17 protein-coding genes and 2 tRNA genes are annotated in these 20,532 nt (G+C 28.8%); 7 read left to right on the top strand and 12 right to left on the bottom strand.

The genetic code is table 11. The features are described from left to right. Positions 1-182: 182 nt before the first annotated feature. The gene (locus bsdtw1_RS00095; RefSeq protein ID WP_183275576.1) at positions 183-1,409 is read right to left on the bottom strand and encodes a C40 family peptidase; all 1,227 of its coding nucleotides are present in this window, start codon (positions 1,407-1,409) and stop codon (positions 183-185) included. A 541-nt stretch (positions 1,410-1,950) separates the two neighbouring features. On the opposite strand from bsdtw1_RS00095, the gene bsdtw1_RS00090 reads away from it, so the two are divergent. Next, the gene (locus bsdtw1_RS00090; protein ID WP_183275575.1) at positions 1,951-3,288 is read left to right on the top strand and encodes a lipid II:glycine glycyltransferase FemX; all 1,338 of its coding nucleotides are present in this window, start codon (positions 1,951-1,953) and stop codon (positions 3,286-3,288) included. A 51-nt stretch (positions 3,289-3,339) separates the two neighbouring features. Here the strand turns inward: bsdtw1_RS00090 and bsdtw1_RS00085 are convergent, their stop codons facing one another. Next, on the bottom strand, positions 3,340-4,494 hold the full coding sequence (locus tag bsdtw1_RS00085; RefSeq protein WP_183275574.1) for a metallophosphoesterase: 1,155 nt from the start codon (positions 4,492-4,494) through the stop codon (positions 3,340-3,342). Between the two features lie 133 nt (positions 4,495-4,627). Then, positions 4,628-4,927: a hypothetical protein gene (locus bsdtw1_RS00080; protein WP_183275573.1), complete on the bottom strand. Its 300-nt coding sequence runs from the start codon at positions 4,925-4,927 to the stop codon at positions 4,628-4,630. A 133-nt stretch (positions 4,928-5,060) separates the two neighbouring features. Between bsdtw1_RS00080 and bsdtw1_RS00075 the strand changes: the two genes are divergently transcribed. Further along, positions 5,061-5,136 (top strand) — tRNA-Pro (locus bsdtw1_RS00075). Between the two features lie 29 nt (positions 5,137-5,165). On the opposite strand, the gene bsdtw1_RS00070 is transcribed toward bsdtw1_RS00075, so the two are convergent. Continuing rightward, a complete protein-coding gene (locus tag bsdtw1_RS00070; RefSeq protein WP_183275572.1) occupies positions 5,166-6,545 on the bottom strand; it encodes an N-acetylmuramoyl-L-alanine amidase in 1,380 nt (459 codons plus the stop codon). 414 nt (positions 6,546-6,959) lie between these two features. Between bsdtw1_RS00070 and bsdtw1_RS00065 the strand changes: the two genes are divergently transcribed. The 4 genes from bsdtw1_RS00065 (at position 6,960) to bsdtw1_RS00050 (ending at position 11,662) form a co-directional block, all read left to right on the top strand. After that, positions 6,960-8,309 carry a [Fe-Fe] hydrogenase large subunit C-terminal domain-containing protein gene (locus tag bsdtw1_RS00065; protein ID WP_183275571.1) on the top strand — a complete coding sequence of 450 codons (1,350 nt, stop codon included), beginning with the start codon at positions 6,960-6,962 and terminating at the stop codon, positions 8,307-8,309. Between the two features lie 197 nt (positions 8,310-8,506). Beyond that, on the top strand, positions 8,507-9,007 hold the full coding sequence (locus bsdtw1_RS00060; RefSeq protein WP_183275570.1) for a phosphatase PAP2 family protein: 501 nt from the start codon (positions 8,507-8,509) through the stop codon (positions 9,005-9,007). 214 nt (positions 9,008-9,221) lie between these two features. Next, positions 9,222-9,869, top strand: a complete 648-nt coding sequence (locus tag bsdtw1_RS00055; protein WP_183275569.1) for an HAD family hydrolase — start codon at positions 9,222-9,224, stop codon at positions 9,867-9,869. Between the two features lie 329 nt (positions 9,870-10,198). Further along, positions 10,199-11,662: an oligosaccharide flippase family protein gene (locus bsdtw1_RS00050; RefSeq protein ID WP_183275568.1), complete on the top strand. Its 1,464-nt coding sequence runs from the start codon at positions 10,199-10,201 to the stop codon at positions 11,660-11,662. A 110-nt stretch (positions 11,663-11,772) separates the two neighbouring features. On the opposite strand, the gene bsdtw1_RS00045 is transcribed toward bsdtw1_RS00050, so the two are convergent. The 7 genes from bsdtw1_RS00045 to bsdtw1_RS00015 form a co-directional block, all read right to left on the bottom strand. Next, positions 11,773-12,663: a glycosyltransferase family 2 protein gene (locus bsdtw1_RS00045; RefSeq protein ID WP_183275567.1), complete on the bottom strand. Its 891-nt coding sequence runs from the start codon at positions 12,661-12,663 to the stop codon at positions 11,773-11,775. 26 nt (positions 12,664-12,689) lie between these two features. Next, the gene (locus bsdtw1_RS00040; protein ID WP_183275566.1) at positions 12,690-13,622 is read right to left on the bottom strand and encodes a glycosyltransferase; all 933 of its coding nucleotides are present in this window, start codon (positions 13,620-13,622) and stop codon (positions 12,690-12,692) included. A gap of 29 nt (positions 13,623-13,651) precedes the next feature. Then, on the bottom strand, positions 13,652-14,545 hold the full coding sequence (locus tag bsdtw1_RS00035) for a glycosyltransferase family 2 protein (protein WP_183275565.1): 894 nt from the start codon (positions 14,543-14,545) through the stop codon (positions 13,652-13,654). A 24-nt stretch (positions 14,546-14,569) separates the two neighbouring features. Next, positions 14,570-15,649, bottom strand: coding sequence for a glycosyltransferase (locus bsdtw1_RS00030; protein WP_183275564.1), 1,080 nt, complete (start codon positions 15,647-15,649; stop codon positions 14,570-14,572). An 18-nt stretch (positions 15,650-15,667) separates the two neighbouring features. Beyond that, complete coding sequence (locus bsdtw1_RS00025; protein WP_183275563.1) at positions 15,668-16,735, bottom strand: glycosyltransferase; 1,068 nt, start codon at positions 16,733-16,735, stop codon at positions 15,668-15,670. A gap of 39 nt (positions 16,736-16,774) precedes the next feature. Next, complete coding sequence (locus tag bsdtw1_RS00020) at positions 16,775-18,121, bottom strand: O-antigen ligase family protein (protein WP_183275562.1); 1,347 nt, start codon at positions 18,119-18,121, stop codon at positions 16,775-16,777. Positions 18,122-18,693: 572 nt separating this feature from the next. After that, entirely contained in the window at positions 18,694-19,440 is a 747-nt protein-coding gene (locus bsdtw1_RS00015; protein ID WP_183275561.1) for a peptidylprolyl isomerase, read from the bottom strand. 351 nt (positions 19,441-19,791) lie between these two features. Between bsdtw1_RS00015 and bsdtw1_RS00010 the strand changes: the two genes are divergently transcribed. After that, positions 19,792-20,250, top strand: a complete 459-nt coding sequence (locus tag bsdtw1_RS00010; RefSeq protein ID WP_183275560.1) for a peroxiredoxin — start codon at positions 19,792-19,794, stop codon at positions 20,248-20,250. Between the two features lie 200 nt (positions 20,251-20,450). On the opposite strand, the gene bsdtw1_RS00005 is transcribed toward bsdtw1_RS00010, so the two are convergent. Continuing rightward, a tRNA-Phe gene (locus bsdtw1_RS00005) sits at positions 20,451-20,526 on the bottom strand. Positions 20,527-20,532: the final 6 nt, after the last annotated feature.

The following is a 20,532-nucleotide window of genomic DNA, read 5'->3' as shown; positions in this document are numbered from 1 at the left end:
ATCTGGAGGCGAATAAGTTTTATTTTTTGCTGCATAGCCATAAAAAACTTATAAAAGCATTGAAATATCTAGGTTTAACTAGCAAAAAGTTTTATACTTTCCTTAACAGTAAAAAATCCAATGAAGTCATATTGACCTCATTGGATAAACTATTTACTAACTATGCTCTCATTTTTAAATAATTATTGCACTCTTCTTGATGCAACATAACCATAGATAGGTCCTACTTTTACATCTTCACCAGTTCTAGGCGCATGAATCATTTGACCACCACCTACATATATACCAACATGTTCTGGTCTTGATGCAGTTCCTCTTGTAAAGACCAAATCACCTGGTTGTAAATCTGCGTAAGACACTGCAGAACCAACATTTATTTGATCATATGTCGTTCTTGGAAGGCTAATTCCAAACTTTCTAAATACATAACTAGTGAACCCTGAACAGTCAAAAGAACTTGGTCCAGTAGCCCCCCATACATAAGGAGTACCTAAGTATTTATAAGCTTCTGATAAAACTGAAGAAGATGAAGCCGGTACTGCTCCTCCCCTACTGTATACTGGAGCTGCAACTGTAGTTCTACTCTTTACTGTATCTTTAGCCTTTTCGATGTAATTTACTATTTCACTATCTAGATCAGAACTTACTACAGTTTTTCTAACTTGTCTTAACATATCTATAGCAGAGTTCAAGTCAGAAGTTGAGCTTGAAGTGTTCTGGATTATAGATACTGGATATTGTATAAGCATGCTCTCAGATTGTTTTAAATCTTGAGCAACTTTCTTTTGTTGTTCTTGTAAATCTGCAACCATTTTAAGCTGATCACTCTTCTTAGCATTTAATTCATCTAACTGCTTTTGAGTGCTTTCATTTAATTTAGCTAATTGATCATTTTTTGCTTTTAAATCACTTACCTTATCATCAAGCTTCTGCTTTTGGTCTTTTAATTCGGTTATTATTTGCTTATCTAAGCTCATAAGTTTTCCAACAGCTTCCATTTTGCTGACAAAATCACTAAAATCTCTTGAACTTAAAATTACTGCTAAATAACTTTCCTGTCCTCCAGTTTTGTATATAGCTCTCATTCTTTCTCCAAAGACTTCTTCTTTGGCATCAAGATCAGCTCTAGCCTTATCAATCTCATCTTCAGTGTTTTTAATTTGCTTTTCTACGCTCTTAATTTCATTCTTATTCTTATCAATCTGTATTACTAATGGTTGTATTTGGTCATCTAATGCATCTATCTTATTAGTCAAATCACTTATCTTGTTTTTTACATCAGAGTATTTGTCTCTACTATCTTGTATTTGTTGCTTTTGATTATCAGTAAGTGGCTCCGCATGTGCCTGTACACCAATCCCAAATACCAAACTGAATACGATTAACGTTGATATTGCTCTTTTATTCATGCGTATTCTCAGTTTACACATATTATCGAAAATACTATAACATATGAAAACTGCTCCCCCCCTATCATTGTTTTATACTAAAATTATAACATTAAACACTTTTCGATAACAATATAAATATTTACCAATTTGTTACCTTTTATGTTTTGTTAACAATTTGTTAATCCTTTTAACTCCTAAAACTGCTATATAACTGGACAAATTGTATATCCAGACTAAAATTATAATTTTTAGTTAACACTTATAATATAGTTGTTTATAATGGTGTTTTTTATACATGCCTTTTACTGGATGAAACACCAATTAATATTTACGTATAATTTAACAACATAATTGGAACTTTAAAAACATTAGAGAATTTTTTTCATTATAACCTACTTTATATAAACTAGTACAATTTGTTTTGTAATATATATATTTGATGCACTTTATATACCTGATGAATATTAAATTCTTGAAATAGTTAGTCCAATAGTATTAAAATAGTGTTATGCGTAAAATCAAATAACATTAGTGCAAATGCATTAAGGAGGAATTTATTTTGTATAGATTTAAGGAAGTAAACCCTTCTCAGATAAATGAGTTTAATTCCATTAATAAAAAAGGGCATATATTTCAAACATCGTATTGGGCTAGTATAAAAAAAGAATGGACTCCAAAATTTATTGGAGGTTTTGATGAAGATGGCAACCTAGTTTTGTGTGCTACTATGCTTCTAAGAAAAGCACCATATGTAAATGCTTATATGGGCTACATGCCTAGAAGCTTTACTTGTGATTATAAGAATAAAAATCTTTTAATAGAGTTTACTGACTTCATAAGAAGTTATGCAAAAGATAACAAGATATCTTTCATAACTGTAGATCCTGATATACACTTATCTGAAAACGAAAAACTTTTAATTGAAGGCGAAGAAATAAAGGACTTTTTAAAGAGTTTAGGTTTTAATAACACTGATTCAAAAAACTTTGAAGCAATTCAGCCAAACTTTGTTTTTAGACTAAACCTACCTCAACTAGAGAATAAAGAACAAGAAAAGAAAGATGTTTTTAAAACTTTTTCAAATAAGACTAGATACAATATTAAGGTAGCTGAGGACAGAGGCTTAACCGTAGAAGTTTATGATAAGAATAATATCTCTGATGAAGTATTATCAAGATTTCACGAGATAATGGTTACAACCGGAAAAAGGGACAACTTTATAGTACGTAAAAAAGATTATTTTAAAGATATGATTGACAATCTATCACCTTATTGCAGATTATACATGGTTAAATATAGCTATGAAAAGGACTTTTCTACTGTCAATGCAAAACTACAAAAACAAGAGCAAGTGCGTGAAAAGGCACTAATTAAGATTGATGAATTGAGATTAAAGCTCTCAGAAGAGAAGGATGAAGATAAATCTGCTAGAATTCAAAAGAAGATAGACGACCAAGATGGAAAGTTAAAAGAATCCGAAAGACAAATAGAGGGATTTAAAACTCGTCTTAAAGATATTGAGCCATTTAAGGGTCAAGAAATATATCTTTCAGGCTCTATATACCTTTATTATGGTGGTAAGGCTTGGTACCTTTATGGTGCTTCAGAAAACATTTTAAGAGATACTATGCCAAACTTTGCTATGCAGTGGGCTATGATAACAGATAGTATTGATTTGGATTGCTATCTATACGATTTTAGAGGAGTTTCTGGAGATCTTAATCCTGAAAATCCATTGTATGGTTTATACAAATTTAAAAAAGGGTTCAATGGAGACTTTGTAGAGTTTATTGGTGAGTTTGATCTTGTTATAAACAGCTTCATTTATAATCTATATAAAAAAGCATTCCCTAAATTTAAAGAAATAAGAAATAAAATAATGAATAAGAATCAGTAACTAAAAACCAGCCTTCTTAGTAATTTCAATATTCTAAGAAGGCTGGTTTCTTTATTTATTAAATTTCACTGTTATATTAACAATTTCACTTCTGCTTCCTAGTCTAATCGGAGGTCCCCATGTACCATAACCTGATGAGACTATTACATTTAAGTCCTTTTTCTTTAGATACCCATAATCAACCTCAAATATCCTACTGGTTATTAAGTTATTAGGGAAAAATTGCCCCTTATGAGTATGACCTGATACTTGTATATCTATATTATTTTCCTCAGCCTCTTCTAGAGCTGAAGGTGTATGATCAATTAATAAAACAGGTTTTGTCTTATCAACATTTTGTAATATGTCATCTATGCTCTTTCTCTTTTTTTCAGTTCTATTTATAGAAACATCATCTCTTCCAACTACATAAAATTGATTATTAATTTCCTTCGCTTCATCTCTTAGTACTTGAACTCCATATTTGCCCAACTCTTTAGTTATAGTTTCTTCCTCGCCTCTCATGATATCGTGGTTGCCAAGCGCAGCATAGGTTCCATACTTTGAATTAATCTTATTAAATTCAGCAGCCATATTTCCATTTATAAAGGGTTTAACTTCAGTATCAACTATATCTCCTGCAAACAATACAATATCTGGATTTAGCCGATTAATCTCCTCTACCATCGTACTTGCTCTCTTACCATCTATAAGATTCCCTAGATGTATGTCAGAGACCATAACGACATTTAATTTATCTATTCCTTCTACGGTTTTATTGATTTCTAATTCATACTTTTTTACATATGAATGACTACCATTCCATGTTCCATATATCATCACAAATGCTATAAATAAAACTATTGCTAAGGTTGTAACAAAAAGCAAATTATTACTTCCCCTCATACTTGGTATAAATGAATATCGTCTATTAACGAATGCAATTATATCAACAACAGGCAATATAATTATTAAATAAAAAAATATACCTATCCAATATACTCCTATTAAGTTGAATATATCAAAAATCTTTCCTGACACATAATTACCCAAAAGCATAGTGACGATATAAGCTACTGCTACAACCCAAAATATGCCCCAAAATATAATACTATTTACAGGAATCTTTACTGTAATCCCTTTATATATTCTAGTACCAATATAATAATTGCTCAAAGCATATATACCAAAGAATGCTATAATGAATAATACTATCTTATAGTTCAACTGACCGCCTCCTATCATAATTTTAAAAATTCACTCTATGTTTAATATCAACTTATAAATTGATGTACTACTTAAACATAATTAGAATTTAAAATAAGAGTTACCTTCTCAGGCAACTCTAGATAATTACGTACTATTTTATAAACTTCTTACTCATCTTTGCTTGTATAACCGAAGAAGCAAGCATTATCACCAAAAATACACCAATCCAAACCTTAGTCAAAGACGGGAAGAAATAGTCTAATCCTCCAATTACAACTCCAATTATACCTAGTATTAAATTAAACTTACCATTAAATGCAATATATCCATTTATATCCTTTGCATTGCTTCTTTCAACATTCTTTCTTAATCCTTTACTAAAAAGTACGAGTATGCCAAAAATTATGTATACTATACTTGCTATTTCTATTATTATAGTTGTAAGCTTCATTGATAATCCCTCCATCTAATATAATTCCAATAATTATATATTATACATCATAAAATATTAAATTTATATCCTATATTTTTCATTTTGTGTGTTGACATAAATATAAAATTGCTTTATAATTAACAATGTGCCACGGGGTGTAGCGCAGATGGGAGCGCGCGTGGTTTGGGACCATGAGGTCGCAGGTTCGATCCCTGTCACCCCGACCAAAAAGGAATTGTATTTATACAATTCCTTTTTATTTTACCCTTGTATTTATAATATTTAATATATCGTCAATCACTTCACCGTACTGCTTAACTTTTTCTGTCAAATCACTATTTTCCTTTAGCAATCTTTTATTTTCATTATTTTTATCTTCTAGAATTTTATCAAAGTTTTCAATAATTAAAGAGAACTCTTGATATCTCGTCCTTAAACTATCTATTTCTTCTGAAAAGCTATTTAATTTTTCTTTAACATTCTTTATTGTTTCTTCATGTTCTGATGTATTTTCTTTTTGTGGCTCTTCATAAATCTTATTATTTTCAAAACTATCAACAACTATAGTTCCTTCCATAGCAAACATCAATTGTAGTATCTTTAACCCATAATCTTGGGATGCTGCCCAATTTCCTGAAAGATCCTCTACATATTTAACCTTTCCAGTTAAATATGAAAAGTGCCTAGGATCTGAAGTGTTATCACTTGGATATCCTTCTGCACCTGCATATAGAGCCAAATGATCAAATTGCGCTGACACTCCGTCTCTCCAACTAGCAAACTTTACAAAAGAGTCAGCTGTGTCATCCCTACCACTTGTGCTCTTCAATCCAGCCGGATTCTTATAACTTTCATCTATACTACCTCCAAACTTCCCAAATCCAGTTTCTAAAGCAGCTTGTGCATAGGCTATTGTAGGATTTATATTTCCGTGATATGGATATAAGGACCAATATAAATCTGCTAAAGATATAAACAAATCTGTTGCTTGATTATTTTTCGCCCATTGCTTAGCTTGATCCTTCGAACATGATGTCTTTGATATTAAAGGTGTAAGTTTATTATCAATAGTGTAAATTGAATTAGTACTCTCATTATATGGCTTACCGATATAATTAAGAAATCCTTTAGCTATAGAAAGTGCAACTTTATCCTTAAAACTATCTTCTCTTAACAAGGCTTCTTCACTAGAATTACTTATAAAACAGGTCTCTACCAATATTGCAGGCATATTGGTTTCTCTTAACACAGCAAAATTCGCAAATTTAACTCCTCTACTACTTAAATTTATCCCACCTACAATACTATCTAATACCCTTTTGGCTAACAGTTCTCCTTCTCCACCTTTTACTAATGCATATACTTCCGTTCCATTTGCAGACTGAACGTCTGCACTGTTTATGTGTATACTTATAAAGTACTTACTATTAGCATCATTAGCTAACTTTGCTCTCTCTGAAAGCCCTAAGTAAGTATCATCTTCCCTTGTTTGTTCCACTGTTACACCTTGTTCTTTTAATATTTGTCCACATTTTTTAGCAATATAAATGTTACATTCTTTTTCCTGCAGACCTGTGGGCCCTATAGCGCCTGGATCTCTCCCACCATGACCAGCATCCAATACTAAATCTATCATCTATAAATTCATCTCCATATAATATTCAACTATTATATGTATATTTAAATAACCATATATTATTAATTATTTTTTATTTTTTCTCTCTAAATTTTCATAAAAATTTTCTTCTTTTGATGCAGCTTTACATAAAGATATACAAAAGAGCACAACTAGGATTGAAAAAGTTATTGCTATCATATAAAACATGAATATCACCTTTTCTTTAAATATTTAGGAACTATAATTTCATATTATGGTTATAATTAGTATGTGTAATGAAACTTATTTTATTCACATTAATTCATTATTTTTTACAATATATGCTTACATTCAATGAATTAATTAACATTATAAAGAAAATAATATTAGTATATTTGTCATAAATATAATCATATTTATTATATTTACCATTTAATAATTAGGAGGAGTTCAATGAAAAAAGAATATGAAGCTTTGTTCAAGAAAATTGTTAAAGCATATTATGAAGATGACTTTGACAAAGTAGTGAACGAGATAATCAGTGACCCTAACTTTGATAGGGAAGAAGCAAAATCTATTATAGCTACATTATGTGGAGTGGATGTTGATAAAGATGACAATTACCTTTACAATCTAAAAAAAGCAATAACTGATTACAAGGTAAAAGAAAGAATAGTTGAAAAGGTTGGCAGTTGCTCAGATCATTGTAAGGATAAAGATTCAGGGCTGACAAAATGCCAATTAGCTTGCCCATTCAATGCTATTATTGAAGACAAGAACTTTGGTAACACCTATATAGATGACACACTTTGTGTTGATTGCGGACTATGTATTGATGCTTGCGATAGCGGCAATTTCATTGATAGAATAGAATTTATTCCAATCATGGAATTATTAAAAAACAACAAAAAGGTAATAGCTGCGGTAGCACCAGCTATTTCTGGCCAGTTTGGTGATCAAGTAACCTTAGATCAACTTCGTTCTGCATTTATCAAACTTGGCTTTTCAGATATGGTTGAAGTTGCATTTGCTGCCGATATGTTGACTATAAAAGAAGCTGCTGAATTCGATAAGCATGTTAGCAAGGATGGTGGCTTACTTATAACTTCTTGTTGCTGTCCTATGTGGGTTGGAATGTTAAAGAGAGTTTATAGCGACTTAGTAAAAGATGTATCCCCTTCAGTCTCACCTATGATTGCTGCTGGAAGATTAATTAAGACATTAAATCCTGATGCTAAGGTGGTGTTTATAGGGCCTTGTATAGCTAAAAAGGCTGAGGCAAAGGATAAAGATATAGATGCTGCAATTGACTATGTTCTTACCTTTGAAGAATTAAAAGGTATTTTCGATACTTTAGATATTAAGCCTGGTGAATTACATGGCATCCCTTCCATCGAGTACGCTTCAAGAGGTGGTAGGCTTTATGCTAGAACCGGTGGAGTATCAATAGCTGTTTCCGAAGCAATTGAAGAACTGTTCCCTGAGAAACACTCTATCTTCAAAGCAGTTCAAGCAAATGGAGTGAAAGAGTGTAAAGAAATTCTTGAAAAAGCTCAAGCCGGTGAAGTTGATGCAAACTTTATAGAAGGTATGGGCTGCATAGGCGGCTGTGTAGGTGGCCCTAAAGCTCTAATCCCAAGAGAAAATGGAAGAGAGTTTGCTAATAAAGTCGCTTATGATTCTCCAATAAAAGTTGCTACACATAGTGATATAATGACTCAGGTATTAAAAGAACTTGGAATAAACTCGTTAAAGGATTTTCAAGATAAAGAAAAGATAGAAATATTCGAGAGAACATTTTAAAAACTACAAAACAAATTATATTTTAAAAACCACTATCAAATTAGTTTATGTCTAATATTATGATAGTGGTTTTTGTTTTATTTTTTACTTAATTGATAATTTTCACTATTATTTGCACATTTTTTACCCAACACAATACACTTTTAATATTTTTATGATAATGTTATTATTAAATATTTTTAAGGAGCGTTTTTACTATGATTGAGAAAATATTAGCACAAGATCAACTTATTTTAATCAAAGTAAACAAATCATTTAGATGCAGCTTTTTCAATTTTCTGATGCCCAAGCTAACCTATCTAGGATCAGTACAGTTCTGCATTTTATTATCTATATTTGCTATTATTAATATAAATTCACCACAAAAATTATTAATATCGCTTATATGTAGCACTATAATATGTCATATAATAAAGGTTTCTGTATGTAGATTAAGACCATTTTTAGTTATTAAAGATTTATATATTAATAAGATAGGGATAGATAGGTACTCATTTCCATCAGGTCATACTACAGCTGCTTTTTCCATTGCAACATCTTTTTGTTTTATATCTCCTCACTTCTCAGTTATATATATTTCTATGGCAGTAATTGTGGGATTCTCACGATTATATCTTGGAGTACATTATATTACCGATGTATTTATAGGAATGCTCATAGGTACTGTAATCACATACCTACTGAATGTCAATATGTAAATTTTACATTGATATATTTATTAATTTGCACTAAAATTATTATACAAGCTTCTAGCAAGCTATTAATCTTAAGTACAATCTTAACTTGATCTTTTCTATAATGATATTTAAGCATTTATATATATCAAAAAGTGTACAACCTAGATTATCAGTTTGTCTATACTAATAGTTTTACTTTTGGAATTAATGAATTTTAATGAGGTGATTTTTAATAATGTTTAAAGATATAAAAGCGGCAATATTTGATTTAGATGGTACTCTGATAGATTCTATGTGGATATGGGAAAAAATCGATACTGATTATCTAATAAATAAAGGTTATGCAAAACCTGAAAATCTTAAAGATGAAATAGGCCACCTTAGCTTTGAGCAAACAGCAATATATTTTAAAAACAAATTTAATATCCAAGATACAGTTGAAGAAATCATGAATGACTGGCACTCTATGGCTGTGGCTCATTATACCACAGACGTAAAGTTAAAGCCTGGCGCAAAGGATTTTTTAATCAAACTAAAGTCTATGAATATAAAAATCGGATTGGCTACATCAAATTCTCATGAATTGCTAAAGGCTGCCTTGGAAGCTAATGAAATTTATGAGCTATTTGATTCTATTACAACAACAGATGAAGTAACCCGTGGAAAAAACTTTCCTGATGTATATCTTCTTTCATCAGAAAAGCTAGGGGTTAAACCTGATGAATGTGTTGTTTTTGAAGATATTCTTCCTGCTGTTCAAGGCGCAAAGGCTGCTGGAATGAAGGTTATAGCCGTCTATGATGAATCATCAGAAAATGATAAAGAAAAGGTAATCTCTTTAGCAAATAGTTACATTGAAAGTTATTTAGATATTGTTATTTAGTTTATATAAGATGCCTTATATAATAATCAAACTATTTTACTCATATTATCTACTTATATAGTACGTTTAGCAGTAAAGACTCTCGATTAATTTTGAGAGTTTTTATAATGTTATAGGAAAATGTAGTATATATGTTTTAGGTATTATGAAATTAGGCCAAAATATAAAAGGACATTATCCCCACTATACTACTTTTACTTAATCGTATGTATTATAGATGTACCATTTCGATCCGAAATCTATCTTTAAAACTCTTACGGCTTCTGGTGAAAGAATTTAAAATATAAATTTTATTACGAATTGGTACATCCATATAAGAAAGGCAGAGCATGGAATCTAAAAATTCTATTACTAAAAATATTTTTTATAAATTGTTACTTAATGTGTTCAATATAATAATACCTCTTATAATAGGTCCTTATGCTGCCACAGTAATTGGGCCAAAGTATCTAGGTAGAATATCTTTTAGTGAATCAATATATACATATTTCTTAATAATTGCGACTTTTGGCATATACAACTATGGACTTAGGGAAATTAGTAGAATAAGAGATGATAAAGAAAAACTCTCAAAACTTTTTACTAGTTTATTTCTTATTGGTGTAATATCTAATTCATCAGTTTTAATTATTTATATATCATTTGTATTTCTTCATTATTCTTATCAGCCTCAGTTCCCTGTATTGCTAATTTATAGCTTTACTCTATTTAGTAATATATTCTATGTAGAGTGGTTATTTGAAGCAACTGAGAGCTTTAATTTTATTACTATAAAGACAATAATAATACGAATTTTTTATGTAATACTTTTACTTCTTCTTGTAAAAAAACCTTCGGATTATCTAATATACGCAGCTTTAAATTCATTACTATTTTTCTTTAATTACATCGTCAGCTTCATTTACATAAAGAAGAACATTAAATTTAATTTTAATAATTTGAAATTGAAGAAACATATTAAACCATTATTTATAATTTTAATTATGTCGAATGCTTCTATACTATATACTCAATTGGATAAATTACTTCTAGGTTCTTATGTAAGCGAAATTTACGTTGGTTATTATAATATAAGCCAGATGTTAGCAAATATGATCAACACTATGCTGCTTTCTATAATACTTGTTACTATACCTAGACTATCAAATATTCTCGTATCTAATGGGGCTGAGCCCTATGAAAAATTATTAAATAAGATAAGCAAAACATACTTAGCCTTTTTATTTCCTTCAGCAATAGGAATGATGGTTTTATCTAAAGAGATAATACTTCTCTTATATAAAAGTGCTTACCTTGAAGCTGTAAACGTCCTTAAAATATTTAGTATTTTTATAATCTTTAGCGGACTAGATTTTTTACTAGTAAATAGTATCTTTTATATAAAGAAGAAAGAGAAGTTTGCTATGATTATAGTTGCTTCTTTTGGTTTCATAAACCTTATCATAAAATTAGTGCTTATATATTTAAATTTATTAAATCATGTTACCGCAATAGCTTCCACAACTTTGGTCGAATTCTTTTTGGTTATAGTCGAATACACTTTTATTGTAAAATTCCTTGATGTAAATATAAAGCTAATCTCCATTGATAAATTAAAATACTTGATTATATCACTTTTATTTATCCCTTTATCCTTAGTAATTAAGCTTTTTATTCATCAAACTCTTCTTACCATTTTGTTTACTGTTCTTATATGTTCATTGGCATATGGATTAGTTTTATTTATTATAAAGGATGAAATTCTAATTGAGATACTTTTAAAATTCAAAACCTTTTTTAGGTTAAACAAATAGGATTTATTCCAACTGAAAAAATCGCTGAAGCTACTTTCTTCAGCGATTTTTTGCGCATCTGCCATTCCCAATGCATATTAGGAAAATTACTGGCGACAAATTCGTATTTTCTATTTATTTAAATCCTTCTTGTATAGAAGCAAACCTAATGTGCTAGATACTAACCAATATTTCTTATCCAAAAGCTCACGCTTTAAATCAATAGTTTTTAGACCTTTATGGAATCCAAACCTAAAATAGTTTGCTTTATACCTTATCACGGTCTTAGGTGGAAGTCCATAGGATGATAGTAAGTTATATGCATAACAAGTACCTTTTAGGTTCTTCAGCCTTATGTTAAAAGAGTTTTGCGTCAATCCATCTTCTCTATATTCGCATAGATAAATGGCTTTATTAACCCACCTCATCTTATACCCTTCATCAGCTATCTTCAATCCAACTACAGCTTCAGTCATGAACTTCTCACCATCAAATACTGGATATTTATATTTCTTAAACAGTTCAGTTACATATATCTCAGCTTTATCTTGATTGTGTCCCATATTGAAGGCAAAATCTATATGTGTAGCATCAATCCAACGGTCGTTAAACCCCTTAGTTATTGTCTCATTATTTAGTCCAGCCTTAAGCGCCCCTACCCCTGCAAATTTACTTTTTTCATTTGTAGGTATACTTCTCCATGTGTCTACAACAATTTCTATTGCATCCTCTGTTAATATATCATCTGAATCTACAACAAAAAACAGCTCACCTTTAGCAGCTTCTATTCCATTATTGATAGCTACATGCTTACCTCTATTTTCTGATTTTATATAATCAATATCTATTAAGCTTTGCTTCTTAAATTCATTTATAATTTCCTCTGTATTATCAGTTGATCCATCATCATATATTATCCATTGAAAATTTTTATGATTTTGTCTAATTAAAGAATCATATAAACTTGGTAATAATTCTGCTCTATTGAAAGTTGGGGTAAAAACAGTTATATCTTTTTTCAAATCAATCACCACCAATCTACTAATTGCTATCTTTTTACCATTCCTTTAAATTTGTACATCAAACAAATTAGTGGTATCTCTAAATAATAGTGTATATATTGAGATAACTTTAAAGTAAGTTTTGATAAAGCATTATCACTAACGAAATTCTCCACATAATATGTTTGCGACTTCATATATATCTTATAATCAAGTTTCTTTTTTGATATATTAGCTAACTCAGTATCCTTACTTCCATGTTTATGTACATAAGATTCAGTGATTAATATCGCAGACTTTAGCCCTCTACTTTTAATCTTTCTAGCTAATATTTCTTCTTCAAAGTACAAAAATACCGCTTCATCTAAATAATTAAACTCTCTAAAAATATTTTCTTTCATAATGAAAAATGATCCCGGCATGACATCTGTGTATCCCAACTCGTAATCATCACTCTTCATTTCTAAGGATTTATATGATCTAGATGTTTTTAATACTTTAGACAATAAACTAAAATTTGATAAAACTAAGCTTTTTACATTATTAACTCTCCATCCTAAATTACCAAAGCTTAATCTACCATTCAATAGGGTTACACCTGTTATCCCAGCTATCTCATCATACTGCTCTAATTTAGAGCATATTTTTAATAACATCCCTTTAGTATTTAAAAAAACATCTGGATTCATTATACCGATATACTTTATATTACTAAAGTTTTTTATAGCAAATTTTATACCTTCATTATTTCCGTAAGAGTATCCACCATTTTTTTCAGTTCTCATTATATACACATTATCTAATCCTGCTAATTTATTAGACAATATTGAAAAAGAATCATTAGGGGAATTATTATCAACCACAATAATCTTAGAATCAATATCTAAATTTTTTAAATTATTTACACAATCAATAGTCATATTATAATCTTTATAATTCAATACAATTATAGCAAGTTCTTGAAGAATCCTATCATCCATCAATGTACTCCTTTTACTAAAACCTTAGACTAAATAGATATCTTGCCATAGATATTATTTCTATAGTCTTTAATACCCTTTATAATCATTTTAAGTTTTATTTTTTTATCTTTTTCTAAAAGTATTACTTTTACAATCTCAGTACAAAATGCTCTCTTATCATTTTTAATAAATCTACTATCAATGTCTTTATACTTATTCCATAGATAAAATCTATTTCTAGTCATATAATATCGTCTTAAATAACTATGATTTGTATATCCTGTTTTAAAAAACAATATCTCTTTTTCAGTTGCATCACCACATTTATGTAGTAGCTTAGCACCTTTTGTTTGAATTAGCTCATATCCTTTTTGCTTTAACTTAAAGCAAAAATCAAAATCCACACTATCAATAAACAGCTTGTCTTCAAAATAATTTACCTCTCTAAAAACTGATGTTTTAACTAAATTCCCAGAAGTAATACAAACATCTATTTCTACAAACTCATTATTTTGTAGTTCTGATATCTTATCACCTTCAGATATCTCTGTATATCCAGTTTCTATATGTCTCGGAGTTATGCTTACAACCTTTTTCTTTTTGTCCTCATTCAAATGATTATATACATTGATCATAGAATCAACCATATTTAATGTTGATATACTATCATTATCCATCGTAAGAACCCATTCAGTTCCACACTCTTCTGCATACTTAACTCCTATATTTAAAGCAGTAGCAATACCAAGATTCTCATCATTATATATAATCTTTACTCTTTCTTTTCCTTCTAAAGCTTTTAACATTGAAATAGTTTCACTATCAGATCCATTGTCTACAATTACTACATTTTTAACCTGATCCACTATTGAGTTAAAGCATTTTAGAAAATCATTTCCTATATTATATGTGACAATTACACAACAAACATCATTGTACATAGTAATTCTCCTAGTTTATTAAATTTATATATTTCTAATTTCCTTGTAAAAATTAGCTCCTACTATATCTATGTCAAACTTTTTTACACTGTTTTTTATTTCATCTTTATCAAAAACTGCACCAATAGAATTATCAATTTCATCTTGAATAATCTTCTTCAAGGTATCTATACTATCAAAAAAGAATCCATTAATATCTTCTTTAACGATATCTTTAGGCCCCTCAGCCTTACTATTTACTATAACTGGTAGTCCTCTGCTCATTGCTTCAATTAAAACTAAGCCAAATCCTTCATTTATAGTTGGTAGTACTAAAAATGCCCCGTCACTAATCTCATTCCATGGATTATCCACCCATCCTTTAAAGCTTACTCTTTCACCTAAGTTGTTTACTTTAACAAAATCCATATATCTATTTAAATCAATTCCAGTACCTATAACTGTAAGATTCCATTGGCCATCTAATCCGATTAGAGAATTGAATAGTATATCAAGATTCTTAGTATAATTATCAACTCTTCCAATATATATAAATTCACTTTTTTTATATCTTATAAAGCTATTATTATTAATTTTAATGCCATTAGGTAATATCTTAATGTTATTAGTACCTAACTCTTCAGATAACTTATCTCTCGACCATGAATTAAGTACATATATTAAATCTGCATTTCTAAATGTAAATCTATTATATAACCATGTCTTACTGTTCAAATAAATATCAACATTAAAATGACTCCACAAAATACTTCTAACATTAACATGCTTTTTCTTTATCATATTTCCAACACCTAAAGTCCAAGGATCTGTAGCAATCAAAATTGTTTTTTCGTAATTTATATCATTTTTAATTATTTTTTTTAACTGATTGTAAGCACTGATTTGACTTATAAATTTCTTATATCCACCTAGCCTATATATATCAAGAAGAAGAAACTTATCTTCAAATAGTTTTCTTATATTATCTTCATTTCCACTGAAAATTATAATTTCTACATCAAGATCTACTTTTTCCGATAAATATTTATACATATTTAAGATTGCCATCTCCATTCCGCCTAATCCAGTTAAGCATGCAGACATCAAATAAACCTTTGTCTTCAAAAAATCACCTCTTTAAGATTAAACTAATGTTTTATATATATGGTTCAGCTTATCTGTATAAACATCTATAGAAAAGCAGTGTTGCATCTTGCTGTATGCATTAGTGCTTAGATAATTCCTCAAGTTTTCATCTCGTAATAAATTCTCAATTGCTTTAGACAGTTGTATATAATCTTCAGCTTTAACTAAAATTCCACTTTCCATATCAGTTATTATCTCTGGAATGCCTCCAACTTCAGTTGCAACAATAGGTACTTGCTGTGCCATTGCCTCAATTATAGCCAATCCAAATCCTTCCCATCTTGAAGGCAGTGCAAATATTTTAGATTTACTTAGATAGCTATTAACATCTTTTTGGTTTCCTGCAAACTCAACAATTTCAGTCAAACCTAATCTATCCCTTAAAGAAACCATTTCATTCATTAAAATACCATCACCGACAATACAAACCTTTTTAACTTTATTTCGTATGAGCTCTATGGCTCTTAACAATAAATCAATTCCTTTTACATTACTTCTCAAAGATCCAACTAGTATAACATCATAAATTTTCTCATTACTCCGTATAGGATATTGCTTTATTCCTCCATATAAGACTTCCGAACTACTTTCTAATTTAGGAATAAATTTAACTAAAGACCTTTTTGTCATTTCACTTATACATAAAATATTATCATATTTGCTGTAAGAAAACTTTTCTAAAGGGTAGAATACTTTTTTATCTCGCCTCGTGTTACTATCGCTATGCTCACTGAAAACAAACTTTACATTATTATTAATTATTTTAAGTATTGCACCATAATATTGTCCAGGGAAAAGATGCATATGAACAACATCAAATTTATTTTTTCTTATTATTTTATTTAGCTTTAGTAATGCACTTACAAACATATACTTATTTTTTAAGTTTAAATTATATACTTTGACATTATTCTTTTTTATTTCTTCTAGTATAAAACTATCATTTCCTTGTAACAAACAGATTGAATTTTGTATGGATATATCTTTGTTATTTAAAACATAATTTTTTAATAAGGTTTCTGCTCCACCTATATCCATATTATTAATAACTTGTAATACCTTCATATTAAATTCTCCTCAATCTTTACACATGAACCCAATTATTTATTCAGAAACTTCATCCTTTAAAATTAAACTATTAGCGTATACAAGTGAAATAATATTAATTACTTGTATTAATCCAATTTCACCAATATATACTTCTTCCATCTGCATATACAATAAAATTGATAATTGAAAAACCATTACTATCAAATAACTATATTTTAGTTTCTTATCTTTTATCATCTTAAACAGTAACATAAAAGGACCATATAACATAAGCATTAGAAATAGTATTAAGCCCAATAACCCGTTGGATGCATAATATCTAATTAATGTGTTATGGTAACTTATTCTTGTATTCTTATCACTACTTTTATTTATAATCTCATTTATATTTGTTTTTTTAACTACATTATAATTTAATCCATCACCAAGAAGCATATAGTCTTTATAATTTCTTATAACACTTGACCATATCTCTCCCCTATAATTCAATCCTTTGCTATTCTTTTCCTCTAGCATTTCTAGAGAAGTCTTTGGATTTTGATTAGTATCATTAATATTCGCATCAATATTTGGACCAATATCAAAAACAACTACTGCCATTATTATATTTGCTATAACAAAACCTATAATGACACCTTTATTTATAACTCTAAACAACTCTGACTTTTTCATGATCAGAGTTATTAGTATACTCATCACAGTAAATAGAATGGCAACTATAATACTTGTTCTTGCCACAGTTAAGTAAAGTACATAGTATTGTACCACCAATAGAGCTGAATTTAATCCACTATGTCTTCTTTTATTATACATATAAATAAGACCCGAAATTATTGATAGATATAAGTACATACCAAATCCATTAACATTTTGATAAAAAGCTGCTGGATTAAATGGTGGCCAAAAGGTTAACTCATATCCCAATATATAATTAGTGTTAAATATATACTGATACAAAGCAACTAAACAAAGAATTCCTCCAAATTTAAAAATATAGGATGAAACCATTAGTATAGTATCTAAATTTTCTTTTTTAGTTTGAGTATATAAATACATGCCTAAAATAAAGAAATATATAATTATCAGGAAGTCTAACTTACCTATATAAAGAATAGTAGACAAGTCCCTGCCATTCATAAAATATGATATAAATATCCAAACCATATAGCAAATAACCAACAAGTTAAAACCATTTTTTATATATCTTTTATTTAACTTTTTATCTACTAGACAGCTCTTTATTATAAGAACAGCTGCTACACAGCTCAATATAGCAAATACTGCCCAAAATCTATTCATTCCAAAACTCTCAATTACGTACCATCCTGGTATACACGAAACTATTAAACTAATTGCTATTAAGATATCAATTAATTTTTTATTATTTATTGTGTAATTCATGAAATCACTCCTAATCTTATCGCCTTACTTTTTAGATAAACTAATTAATTAGTGCTTTTATAAATAACATTATAGATATAGAAAATTAAATATCTATTATAGCATTTAAAATCACTTAGTTTCTTAAGTAAAACATACTACTTTTATTACAAACTTTAAATTCTTTACTATTTCTTATCTACAAAAGACGAAACACTTCAATATCTAGACTCAAAATAAATATCTTGATGAATCCACGAATCTTTATCTTGATAGATTCAAATCCTTTCAAGTCCATATAATGATTAGATTAAATTAAATTATTAATTTATTTATACAAATTACTTGAATTTTCTTCATACTATCTAATAATACCATAGAGAGATATATTTAAAAAAGGCTTTTTTGGTTACTGAATACTAATATTCATATAATCTATCAGTTTATATAAATCAACTATTTATAATTTTCTCCTATTTTTATAAATTTAGACTTAATTAGACTAAGTATTTCCTCATTTATTATAATTTCCTAAATAACAAAGGAAGTGATAATAAATTATCACTTCCTTTGTTATTTAATCAAAATGTATTTTATTTTCTTTCAACGCCATATTTAGAAGCTAATTCTTGAACAAAATCAAGATACTTTCTCTCTTGTCTTTGTTGAATTAATTCATTTACTACATCCTTTTTTACTTCATCAAAGCTTTTAACTAAAGCTGGGTTCTTTGAAGCTACCTTTATTAAATGGAATCCAAATTGAGTTTTTACTGGTTCACTTACTTCTCCTACAGGTAAATTAAACGCTGCTTCTTCAAACTCTGGAACCATCATTCCCTTTGAGAATGCTCCTAAATCCCCACCTTGTTCGCTTGAAGGACAAGTTGAATATTCTGATGCTGATTGTTCAAAAGATTTCTTTCCAGAAATTATATCTTCTCTTATTTCCTTTAATTTATCTTCAGAATCTAAAAGTATATGCTTAGCTGAAACAGTTTCTGGTTCCATATAAGCTTCCTTATTTTCTTCATAATATTTAAGCGCTTCTTCGTCAGTCACTGTTATTTCTGAAAGTACTTTATTAATTATTATCTGAGTCAATATATCCTTCTTAACTTTTTCCATTTGGCTTAAAAACTCTTGTGATTTATCGAATTCATTATCTACGCCAAATTTATATAATAATTCAAAGCTTATAACTTGCTCTAACAACTGTTTTTTGCCCATTTCACTTGCAAAAACACCTCTTCTATTTTCAGGGTATCTTTCTATAACATCCATTAGATCTCTTTCAGTTATTTCATTTCCACCAACAATAGCTAGTATATTTTTATCCATAAATAATCTCCTTTTCTGAGTAAAAGTTTAATCTTTATAATCATATCACAAATAGATTAATATTCATATTTTTTATTATTAGGTATCTTTAATATATAAATCTACATACAGGAAATTTATATATTAACTTAAATTCTATAAAAAGATTGTAAAACCATTAAAATTTATAGGCTTAGGCAACATAAAAATTTTGTATTTTCTTATACAGTAAAAAGTGCTTAATAAATTTATGAGCCTACTAATAACTAATTATATAATATAGAACATCTATATTATATAATTACCTTATTGATATATAATAACTATTATTATATAATAGTTAAAAACACTATTTGGAGGTGCTAGCTACCAATGGAATTAAATACATTAGCTCAAGACTTTTCTATCGTAGGTTCCGATGGAAATATTCATAAATTAAGTGATTATAGGGGAAAGAAAGTAATATTATATTTCTATCCTAAGGATAATACACCTGGCTGTACAAATCAGGCTTGTGATTTTAGAGATAATTACCAGCAAATTTCAGACTATAATGCTATAGTTTTAGGAGTTTCTAGAGATTCCTTAACTTCTCATGATAAATTCATAACTAAATTAGGGTTGCCCTTTATATTATTAAGTGATGAGAATGAAGAAGTATGTAAATTGTATGATGTTATAAAAGAAAAAAACATGTATGGTAAGAAGTCACTTGGAATTGAAAGAAGCACTTTTATAATAGACGAAAATGGGATTCTTATAAAAGAACTAAGAAAAGTTAAGGTTAAAGATCATATAAGCGAAGTATTAGAAATCTTAAAAGATATGTAAAATATATATCTATATACTTATATATATAATCGAAGGCTAAGAATTGATTTAATTCTTAGCCTTTAACTTTTCATAATAAAATTGTCTATATATTTTAGTATATAATTTGGTTAAAAATTCCTAAAGAATAAAAAAATTCGCTGAAGTGACCTTCTTAGCTACAACAAATAAATAAAGCATAGTACTAAGTACTATGCTTTTGGTGGCCAGACCAGGAATCGAACCAGGGACACGAGGATTTTCAGTCCTCTGCTCTACCGACTGAGCTATCTAGCCGTATCT

It is taken from the genome of Clostridium fungisolvens (genome assembly GCF_014193895.1).
GTDB classification, from domain to species: domain Bacteria; phylum Bacillota; class Clostridia; order Clostridiales; family Clostridiaceae; genus Clostridium_AR; species Clostridium_AR fungisolvens.
This window is presented reverse-complemented; position numbering and strand designations above follow the sequence as displayed.

What these genes read in the sequence shown, in the direction of transcription:
- bsdtw1_RS00095 (WP_183275576.1), bottom strand. Translation starts at nt 1,409, where the DNA reads ATGAATAAAAGAGCAATATCAACGTTAATCGTATTCAGTTTGGTATTT.
- bsdtw1_RS00080 (WP_183275573.1), bottom strand. Translation starts at nt 4,927, where the DNA reads ATGAAGCTTACAACTATAATAATAGAAATAGCAAGTATAGTATACATA.
- bsdtw1_RS00070 (WP_183275572.1), bottom strand. Translation starts at nt 6,545, where the DNA reads ATGATAGATTTAGTATTGGATGCTGGTCATGGTGGGAGAGATCCAGGC.
- bsdtw1_RS00065 (WP_183275571.1), top strand. Translation starts at nt 6,960, where the DNA reads ATGAAAAAAGAATATGAAGCTTTGTTCAAGAAAATTGTTAAAGCATAT.
- bsdtw1_RS00060 (WP_183275570.1), top strand. Translation starts at nt 8,507, where the DNA reads ATGATTGAGAAAATATTAGCACAAGATCAACTTATTTTAATCAAAGTA.
- bsdtw1_RS00055 (WP_183275569.1), top strand. Translation starts at nt 9,222, where the DNA reads ATGTTTAAAGATATAAAAGCGGCAATATTTGATTTAGATGGTACTCTG.
- bsdtw1_RS00050 (WP_183275568.1), top strand. Translation starts at nt 10,199, where the DNA reads ATGGAATCTAAAAATTCTATTACTAAAAATATTTTTTATAAATTGTTA.
- bsdtw1_RS00040 (WP_183275566.1), bottom strand. Translation starts at nt 13,622, where the DNA reads ATGGATGATAGGATTCTTCAAGAACTTGCTATAATTGTATTGAATTAT.
- bsdtw1_RS00035 (WP_183275565.1), bottom strand. Translation starts at nt 14,545, where the DNA reads ATGTACAATGATGTTTGTTGTGTAATTGTCACATATAATATAGGAAAT.
- bsdtw1_RS00025 (WP_183275563.1), bottom strand. Translation starts at nt 16,735, where the DNA reads ATGAAGGTATTACAAGTTATTAATAATATGGATATAGGTGGAGCAGAA.
- bsdtw1_RS00020 (WP_183275562.1), bottom strand. Translation starts at nt 18,121, where the DNA reads ATGAATTACACAATAAATAATAAAAAATTAATTGATATCTTAATAGCA.
- bsdtw1_RS00015 (WP_183275561.1), bottom strand. Translation starts at nt 19,440, where the DNA reads ATGGATAAAAATATACTAGCTATTGTTGGTGGAAATGAAATAACTGAA.
- bsdtw1_RS00010 (WP_183275560.1), top strand. Translation starts at nt 19,792, where the DNA reads ATGGAATTAAATACATTAGCTCAAGACTTTTCTATCGTAGGTTCCGAT.